7 protein-coding genes and 1 pseudogene are annotated in these 8,541 nt (G+C 52.4%); 1 reads left to right on the forward strand and 7 read right to left on the reverse strand.

Going from position 1 to position 8,541, the window contains the following annotated elements; all coding sequences use genetic code 11:
* The 4 genes and pseudogenes from C173_RS16075 to udk all read right to left on the reverse strand — a co-directional run.
* A pseudogene (locus tag C173_RS16075) lies at positions 1–225 on the reverse strand (ABC transporter substrate-binding protein); the annotation flags it as partial.
* Between the two features lie 56 nt (positions 226–281).
* Positions 282–1,160: a carbohydrate ABC transporter permease gene (locus C173_RS16080; protein WP_036726374.1), complete on the reverse strand. Its 879-nt coding sequence runs from the start codon at positions 1,158–1,160 to the stop codon at positions 282–284.
* Positions 1,157–2,050: a carbohydrate ABC transporter permease gene (locus C173_RS16085; protein WP_036726381.1), complete on the reverse strand. Its 894-nt coding sequence runs from the start codon at positions 2,048–2,050 to the stop codon at positions 1,157–1,159. The genes C173_RS16080 and C173_RS16085 overlap by 4 nt, the downstream gene beginning before the upstream one ends.
* 530 nt (positions 2,051–2,580) lie before the next feature.
* Complete coding sequence (gene udk, locus C173_RS16090) at positions 2,581–3,210, reverse strand: uridine kinase (RefSeq protein ID WP_036726376.1); 630 nt, start codon at positions 3,208–3,210, stop codon at positions 2,581–2,583.
* A 195-nt stretch (positions 3,211–3,405) separates the two neighbouring features.
* Between udk and C173_RS16095 the strand changes: the two genes are divergently transcribed.
* Positions 3,406–4,497 (forward strand): threonine aldolase family protein, encoded by a 1,092-nt coding sequence (locus C173_RS16095; protein WP_036726377.1) that lies wholly within the window; start codon positions 3,406–3,408, stop codon positions 4,495–4,497.
* Positions 4,498–4,626: 129 nt separating this feature from the next.
* On the opposite strand, the gene C173_RS16100 is transcribed toward C173_RS16095, so the two are convergent.
* From C173_RS16100 to C173_RS16110, 3 genes are read right to left on the reverse strand one after another with little or no spacing between them, the layout of a single operon-like run.
* Positions 4,627–6,141, reverse strand: a complete 1,515-nt coding sequence (locus C173_RS16100; protein WP_036726379.1) for an oligosaccharide flippase family protein — start codon at positions 6,139–6,141, stop codon at positions 4,627–4,629.
* A gap of 44 nt (positions 6,142–6,185) precedes the next feature.
* Complete coding sequence (locus C173_RS16105) at positions 6,186–7,292, reverse strand: polysaccharide pyruvyl transferase family protein (protein ID WP_051478096.1); 1,107 nt, start codon at positions 7,290–7,292, stop codon at positions 6,186–6,188.
* Positions 7,289–8,278: a glycosyltransferase family 2 protein gene (locus C173_RS16110; RefSeq protein ID WP_036726380.1), complete on the reverse strand. Its 990-nt coding sequence runs from the start codon at positions 8,276–8,278 to the stop codon at positions 7,289–7,291. Before C173_RS16110 ends, C173_RS16105 begins: the two co-directional genes overlap by 4 nt.
* Positions 8,279–8,541 lie beyond the last annotated feature (263 nt).

The following is an 8,541-nucleotide window of genomic DNA, read 5'->3' on the forward strand; positions in this document are numbered from 1 at the left end:
GAATTCCGGGATCAGCTTCTCGATAAAAGTCCGGTCCTCGGAATCAATGGTATAGTGGGATATCGTCACTTGCTCCCCCGAACCGCCGGTATTCCCGGCTCCGCTGCCTCCAGCCGCCACGTTGCCTGCCGATTTGCCGCCGCCGCAGCCCGCCAGGACTGTGGATACTGTCAGGGCTGATGCTAGCAGCAGCGCATATCTCTTGCTCTTCATCTTATTCTTCATTGTCCAATCCCTCCTGAATTTTTCAAGTGTTGTAAACCCGGGATAGCTTTGCTGCCTTACTTGATACCGGTCAGTACGATGCCTTCGACGAACTGCTTCTGGGCGATGGCAAACAGGGTGACGATTGGAACCATAGCCAGGACGGAGGCGACCATCAGCAGATGCCACGGCGGAATGCGGAAGCGCGATGAGGTGAGGGAGGCCATCCCCACGGGAAGCGTGAATTTGTCCGACGAGCTTAGATAGAGCACTGGGGTCAAGAGATCATTCCAGCTGTAGATAAAAGCAAAGATCGCAACCGTCGCCAGCGCCGGCGCAGACAGCGGCAGCGCGATGGTCCGCCACATCCTCAGCTCGCCGCAGCCGTCAATGCGTCCGGCATCGAACAGCTCCTCAGGCAGCGTGGAGAAGAATTGCCGCAGCAGGAAGATGTTATACGCCGAGCCGAAGAAGGCAGGCACAATCAGCGGGAGGAAGGTGTCGATCCACTGCATTTTGGAGAACAATACGAACTGCGGAATCATAATGGCCGGATAAGGCAGCATCATCGTGCTCAGCAGCAGGATGAACCAGAAGTTGTTGCCGCGCCCCCGGTACCTGGCGAACCCGTAAGCAACCAGCGCCGAAGAGAGCAGGGTGCCGAATACGGAGAAGCCGGCGATAATCAGGCTGTTCTTGTACAATGTGCCGAACTGGAGAGTCTCAAAAATATCGACATAATTGCGTAAGGCCCAGCTCTCCGGCAGAAACGTCGGCGGGAACTTCAGCATCTCCCGTTTGGACTTCAGCGAGGTGGAGACCATGAAGAACAGCGGCAGCAGCATGAGAAACGTTGTGACTAGGAGCGCGGTGAAGCTGGCAATCTTAACGGGCTTGATTCTCCGGCGGAGCCGGGGGGACGGGTCAAGCGGGCGTGTGGCCTTAACAGTGCTCATCGGCTGCTGCCTCCTTCATAATGGACATAACGGCGAGACAGCCTCATAATGACCGCCGTGAACAGCATGACGACAATCAGCAGGACCCAGGCAAGCGCGGAGGAGTATCCGGCGCGGTATTCCTTGAAGGCACTGGTATACAGATTGTAGACGTAGAACCAGGTAGAGTAATTGGGTCCGCCCTGCGTCATGACGAAGGCTTGCGTGAACACCTGGAAGGAGTCGATCAGCCCCATAATCAGTTGGAACAGCAGGACAGGCGAGATCATCGGCAGCGTAATATTCAGGAAAATGCGGAAGCGCCCTGCCCCATCCAGATTGGCAGCTTCGATCAGGCTGGCTGGGACTCCTTGGAGACCAGCGAGGAAGAGGATCATGCCCGAGCCCGCTGTCCAAAGGGACATGATAATTAGGGCATACAGCGCTGTATCGGGATTCATCAGCCAGGCCGGGCCGTGAATGCCGAACCAGGAGAGCATATAATTGAAGAGGCCGATCTGCGGATTGAAGATCCAGTACCAGAGGAGCGACATGGCCACACCGGAGACCATACTCGGGAAATACATCGCTGTGCGGAAGAAGCCGCGCCAGGGGATGGTCTGATGCAGCAGCAGGGCGAACCCCAGGCCCAGCAGCAATTGTACCGGCACGCTGATGAAGGTATATCTTAGGGTGACCTTCACGGAACGCCAGAACAGTTCATTGTGGAACATCTCCGTGTAGTTGGCGAGGCCGATGAATCTGGGCGGATGAATGATGTCATAGTCGGTGAAGCTGTAATACAGCGATGACAGGATCGGGTACAGGGCGAAGATCAGGAAGCCGGCCAGCCACGGGGAAATGAACAGATACATGTAGAACGTCTGCCGCCGGCTCTCACTCTTAATCACGGACACACCAGCCTTTCATTGTCGAAAGTATAAGCGCTTTAACTTTAAGGGTAAATAAAAATTAAGTTTGCCAATTTTATTATAGTGGACAAATTATAAGTTAAATCGCTTTAACTTTAATGCCGTCCGTTGACCTAATCATAGTGGATGATCACCAAATAATCAACCCTTTATTTCGGTAATAAAGCGTTACCAGTCAATAAATATAACAAATGAATGGATGATAATGCTGAAAACAGTGAAAATTCCGGTGTGAACAGGGGACATATGTAAGGTAACCTGACTTTTGAGGCGTGATTTCATGAAAAGCTCACCTGCGGGCGACCGATTGCTTGCCGGTTTTCGCCTACAAAGGGCCCTGCTGCCTTCGAGCCGAGAAATGTGTGCGGTTTTTCGCCTGCAATTTGTCCGATAGCCATCGCGTCGAGAAATGTGTGCGGTTTTTCGAATAAATTATACTTCCCTAAGCAGAAAAAATCCGTCCGGCATGCCGGACGGTCCTCGCACCATATCAGCCGGTGCGGCTTAATTCAGTTCCATTGGTGATCGCCGGACAGATACTTCTCGGTCAGTACCGACAGCAGTTCGATTCCGACTTGATTCTGTCCGCCTTCCGGGATGATCAGGTCCGCGTATTTCTTGGAGGGCTCGATGAAGGCCTCGTGCATCGGCTTCACCGTGGTCAGGTATTGCGTATGGATCGAACGGATGGTCCGCCCGCGTTCCTCGATATCCCGCAGCACCCGGCGCAGGATACGCACATCGGGATCGGTGTCCACGAACACCTTGATGTTGAGCTGCTCGCGCAGCTTCTCATCGGACAGCACATGCAGTCCTTCCAGAATGACGATATTATTCGGGGCGAGCTCCACAGTCTTCTCGGTTGAACGGGCATGAACCGTGAAGTCATACACGGGAGCGAAGGCGGCTTGTCCCGCTTTGAGACAATCCAGATGCTCGATCAGCAGTTCCGTGTCAAAGGCCAGCGGGTGGTCATAGTTAATGGCACCGCGTTCAGCCATGCTGAGGTAAGAATGGTCTTTATAGTAGTTATCCTGGGATATGAATGTTACTTTGTCAGAGCCAAGACGGTCAATCACGGAGCGCGCTACCGTTGTCTTGCCGGAGCCGGTCCCGCCGGCGATACCAATAATAAGCATGGTGAATTTATAAACCTCCCTAAGCAATTGCCTTTGCAATTCCAATATTGTAGCACAGCGGTCAACTTATTTCACCTTGCTGGAGAGGAATATCATGTGAACATTCTAATAATTCGGTTATTTTGTAGAGGAATGATATAATTTCAAGGATTCATACAGATCGGGTGCTACGAAGAAGGGGGCTAGGATAATAAAATGAACGAGGAGAATGCTTTAATGGAGGCGTTCGGCAGGACGCAGGTGCAGCTTGCTGGACATGGCGGACGGGACGCAGCTGTACTCAAGAAGGCGCTGGCCAGTGTAGAGGACAGCCTTGCTGCGGATATGTACGGAACAGGGACGGTGATTGAGGAGTTCCAGGCGGAGATGGCAGAGGTGCTGGGCAAAGAATGCAGCGTGTTCTTCCCCAGCGGCACGATGGCCCAGCAGATTGCCCTGCGGATCTGGAGTGACCGGGAGGGCAGCCCAAAGGTCGCTTATCATCCGCTATGCCACCTGGAGATTCATGAGCAGGACGGCCTGAAGGAGCTGCATCATCTGGAGCCGCTGCTGCTGGGCAGTGCAGACCGTCTGATTACCCTGGAGGATGTGAAGGGGATGGGACCGGGGGTTGCCTGTCTGCTGCTGGAGCTGCCGCAGCGGGAGATCGGCGGACAGCTGCCGGAATATGCCGAGCTGGAAGCGATATCGGCGTATTGCCGGGAGCAGGGAATTAAGCTCCATCTGGACGGGGCAAGGTTGTTCGAAGTGTTGCCTTACTACGGCAAGACGGCGGCCGAGGTCTGCGCGCTCTTCGACAGTGTCTACGTCTCCTTCTATAAGGGCATTGGCGGGATTGCCGGAGCGATCTTAGCCGGCAGCCGGGAGTTCACGGAGACCTCGAAGATCTGGAAACGCCGCCATGGGGGCGACCTGATCAGTCTCTATCCCTATATTGTCCCGGCCCGGTATTATTACCGGCAGAGAATCGGCAGGATGTCAGAATACTATGAGCAGGCCAAGGAGCTGGCAGCCTTATTCAACAGCTGCCATAAAGTATCCACGCTGCCGGAGGTTCCGGTCTCGAATATGTTCCACATCCACTTTGCGCTGCCTCTGGAGCAGCTTGCCCCTATATTGATTGGGATCTATAACGAGACCGGCATTGGCCTGACACCACGGCTCAAGCCAATCGGCGGGGCTTCCTGCTATTATGAGATCAATATCGGCGATCATTATGGCGAAGCGGACCAGACGGCCCTTAGAAGCATGTTCCGGCTGCTGGATGAGCGGCTGAAGCAGCTCTGATCAGCAAGCTTGCCAAGTTAAGCGAAGAAGCCTCTGCGGATCTTACCCGCAGAGGCTTCTTCGCTTAGGCACAGCATGGAGCAGCGCCTAAGCGCGGCATGCCAATCAGCGCCCGCCTCACGTAGAGTCCTAGGCCTGACTCCGCAGAGCCATTTTTCGCACCGGTCCGGCCACCATCTGCTTCTCTGCCCCGTTCAGTCCGAACAGCCACATAGTAAGCACATAGATGAGGGAGTACAGGATGACATACATGCCCAGGTACACGTAGGAAGTGATGCTCACGAAGCTAAGCAGGAACCCGCACACCCCGGACAGCAGCACCACCGGAATGAAGACGCGGATGATCTGCAGCCAGAAGTGAAGAATATCGAACTTCAATTTATATTTGTAGTACACATTATTCAGGCATACATTGATGATCATCCCGATGGCCGTAGCAATGGCGCAGCCTGTAATCCCCCAGATCCGGATGAACCAGAAGGTTAAGGCCACCTTCAGAATTGCAACTGAGAAGTAGATAAAGGCCTTCACCCTGTGCATATTCATCGCTTCCAGCATGGTGGCGAACAGCGATTGCACAATCGACGTGATCTGGGGAATGATGATGATCAGCGCAACCGTGTACGCATATTTGTAATCCTGGCCAAGCCAGATCAGAATGAAGCTCTGTCCGAATAACACGAAGCCCGAGACGATGTAGCCTACGATCAGCGCCTGGATTCTGCCTATTTTGACCAGCTCCAGCATTAAGGCCGCCTGATCTGCCCCCTTGACGATCATCTTGGTGAGCTTCGGCAGATAGAAGCTGGCCAGCACATTGGAGAAGTTGAGAATATACGTGTTGAGCTGGGCGGCGATGGCGAAGATGGCGATGGGCGTAGCCCCGAGGAACATCCCGATGATCAGCGGATCAGCATTCGTATAGATCTGGAAGGCAATCGAGGATAATAAGATATACGACGAATAGCTGAAGATCTCCTTGAACAGCTTGGTGTCGAAGCCGTGGAACCGGACACTCAGATTCAGCTTGGTGCGGCAAAAGACCACGTTGATCACGCCGATCGCCAGGTTCAGCACAAGCGCAACGGTGACCATACCTGTCGATCTGAAATCGAACAGCAGGACCAGCACCATCATGGCCGGAGACAGGACCACGCGGATCAGATTGATGATTTTGAGATAGACGAACCGCTCATAGGCCGTAATGATCGAGCTGAAGATATTCAGCGGGAACGAGACAGCCACATTGATGGCGGCAATGATAAATATCGTCTTCAGAATGCCCAGCTCAGCTGCATCGAGGCTGCTGAAGATCGCATCGAAATTAAACACCAGAATCACACTGGCAAGTAAGGAGAGGAGTCCGATGGCTGAGAAGAGCAGCAGGAACATTCCGTTGATATTGCGCTGGCCTGCGGAGTCATTCTCAGAGATGTATTTCGCATTGAAGCGGATGACCGCGCTGCCGAAGCCCAGATCAAGCAGGACGATATAGGCGATGATGGAGTTCACCAGCGCGAATAATCCATATTCGGATTTCCCCAGGGTCGACACAATGAACGGCGTCGAGCCCAGGGAGATAATAACGCCTAGGAATACCGAAGCATAGGTTATGATTGCAGCAAGTTTTATATTTGTTTTCAAGGGTGGGATCGCTTCCTCGCTACAGAGAGTGTCTTGTGCTTATCTTAAGCGGTAACGATAGACGAAGCAGGTTCTCTAGCGCTGCTGCTTGCCATGGATTCAATGATCTGGCTGTAATGCTGGACCGAGAACTCATTATTGTACCGTGGGCGCTGGATCGTCTTCAGTTCTTCCAGCAAAGCCGGGATTTGCTTCACATCGTTCGTGAATTTCACATAGCCCAGATGCTTGATCCATTCGTAGCTGCCTACGACCTTATAATTGTAGTTCCCCAGTGCAATACAAGGTGTGGACGTAATCGCCGCAAAAATCATCCCGTGCAGCCGGTCCGTAATCACAACCTCGGCCTCCTTGAACTGATTCCATAAGGTGTTCAGCTCGTGATCCCGGTCTTCCAGGGAGACAGGGCGGAGAATGCAGGTATCCGTGAAGGTGGTGGTGCTGTAGTGCTTGGAGGTGTACTCCTGGATGACCTTTTTATCCTGCTCGCTGAAAATGCTCTCCTTATCGGCTCTAATGCACAGAAGGGCACCGTGGCGCTCCTTGGGAGGGTCAGTGATATCCAGGGACATGACAATGTCCGGCGTTAACAGCACTGCGTTGTTTCTGAAACCTGCTTTCATAATTTCGTACGACGTTGCCTCTCTGGCGACCAGCGTGAGGTCTTTGTGGGAGCCATAGAGGTCCTGTGTCTTCTTGAACTCCGCGCGGCCCAGCTCGGTATCACCGAAGTAGATGGTCTGCGGGAAGACGATGATTTTGTTATTTGGGAATTCGGAGATAATCTTGCGGCGCACCTCTTCCTCGCGGAAATACTCGATTCCGAAGTTGCCCCCGCCCTGAAGCACGAAGATATCCTCCGGCGAACAGAATTCCTCCAGGCACTTCATGTTATGCATCAGCCGGTTGGCGACAATCTCAATCAGGGTATAGTCGGGAAAAGCTTTCCGCAAAAAATTCATCTGCGCATAAGTGATGGCGTGATCGCCCAGATTGTCATGCTCGGGGGAGCCGACAACGTAAATGGCTTTCGTTTTGTCTTTATATGCATTCCGGTAGCTCAGATAGCCCTTATAATATTGATAGACGGGAATATTGCTTACATAATTGCGGAAAGACAGCGGCAGGATTTTCTCAAGGGCTTGGCTCATATCATATTACTTCCCTTCAAACGGAGTTTGGAATAATACAGCATTTTGTATACCGTGGAGCTGGTCAGAATAAGCAGAGCTGCGGTCTTCATCTCCCGGCGGATAATACGGTTGCGCAGGATCGCGGAGGTATGCTTGCTCAGGAACCCGCCCAGCTCGGCCAGATATTCCTTGTTAACTGCAGTCTCGCCGGTAATCAGCTGGAAGTTGCACAGCTCAATGCCCTCGGTTACGGTCCGGGATAACGAGATTTCTTTGGCGATCGGATAGTTTTTATCCTGAATGGTCTCGTAGATCTCCAGCGCCGCACAGAAGCGGTCGTAATATTTCCGGTTGTTCATCGCTCCGGTGATGCTGTCGCTTCGCTTCAGATACAGGTATTTGGGGGAGTCCAGCGAGACGGTCTTGTTCGCCTGGAGGAATAATTTATAGGTGGTAAAAATGTCCTCGAAATACCGGCCGACCGGATATCTCACCTGGCTGAACAGCTCGGCCTTATACAGCTTATCCCAGGCCAAGTTCTGGATCTCGGTATCCTCCAGCAGCTTGTCAAAGGCATGCGCATTATCGTATACACGCACCTGGTGCGTGAAGGACTTTTCCAGCTTGACATCATCCTGTACCTCGCAATGACCGCATACAGCGATATCTGCATTATGGGCGGTGATGAGTTCATGCAGGGCTTCATACATGTCCGGTTCTATCCAGTCATCGCTGTCAACGAACCCGATATACCGGCCCTTTGCCACATCAATACCATAGTTCCGGGCATCGGACAATCCGCCGTTCTGCTTATGAATAACTACGACACGGGGGTCCAGCTCCTTGTAATACTCGCATATCTCGCCGCACTTATCGGGTGATCCGTCATTGACCAGAATCAATTCAAAGCTGCGGAAGGTCTGCGCCAATATCGAATCCACACACTTCCTCAGGTACAATTCCACGTTGTAGATAGGCACAATAATACTTATCTCTGGCTTCACTCGAGCAGTCACTTCCTTTCCCGGTTCTGATTCGGGTCTACGCGTCACTATATTTGTGATTATCTTACTATCCGGGTCAAAAGGTTGTATATACTACTAAAGTGTACTTATCACTTGAGGAGGGCCGTGGGCTGCCTGACGAGAAGCCGCTGTTCCACAGCAAAAAGACCACAGCACCATGAGGTGAGGCCACTGAAAAAGTCCATAAAGAACTGAAAGAGACATTCGACACAAAGAATGTCTCTTTTTTTCGATACAATTAA

This window comes from Paenibacillus sp. FSL R7-277 (assembly GCF_000517965.1).
In the GTDB taxonomy this organism is placed as follows: domain Bacteria; phylum Bacillota; class Bacilli; order Paenibacillales; family Paenibacillaceae; genus Paenibacillus_AQ; species Paenibacillus_AQ silagei.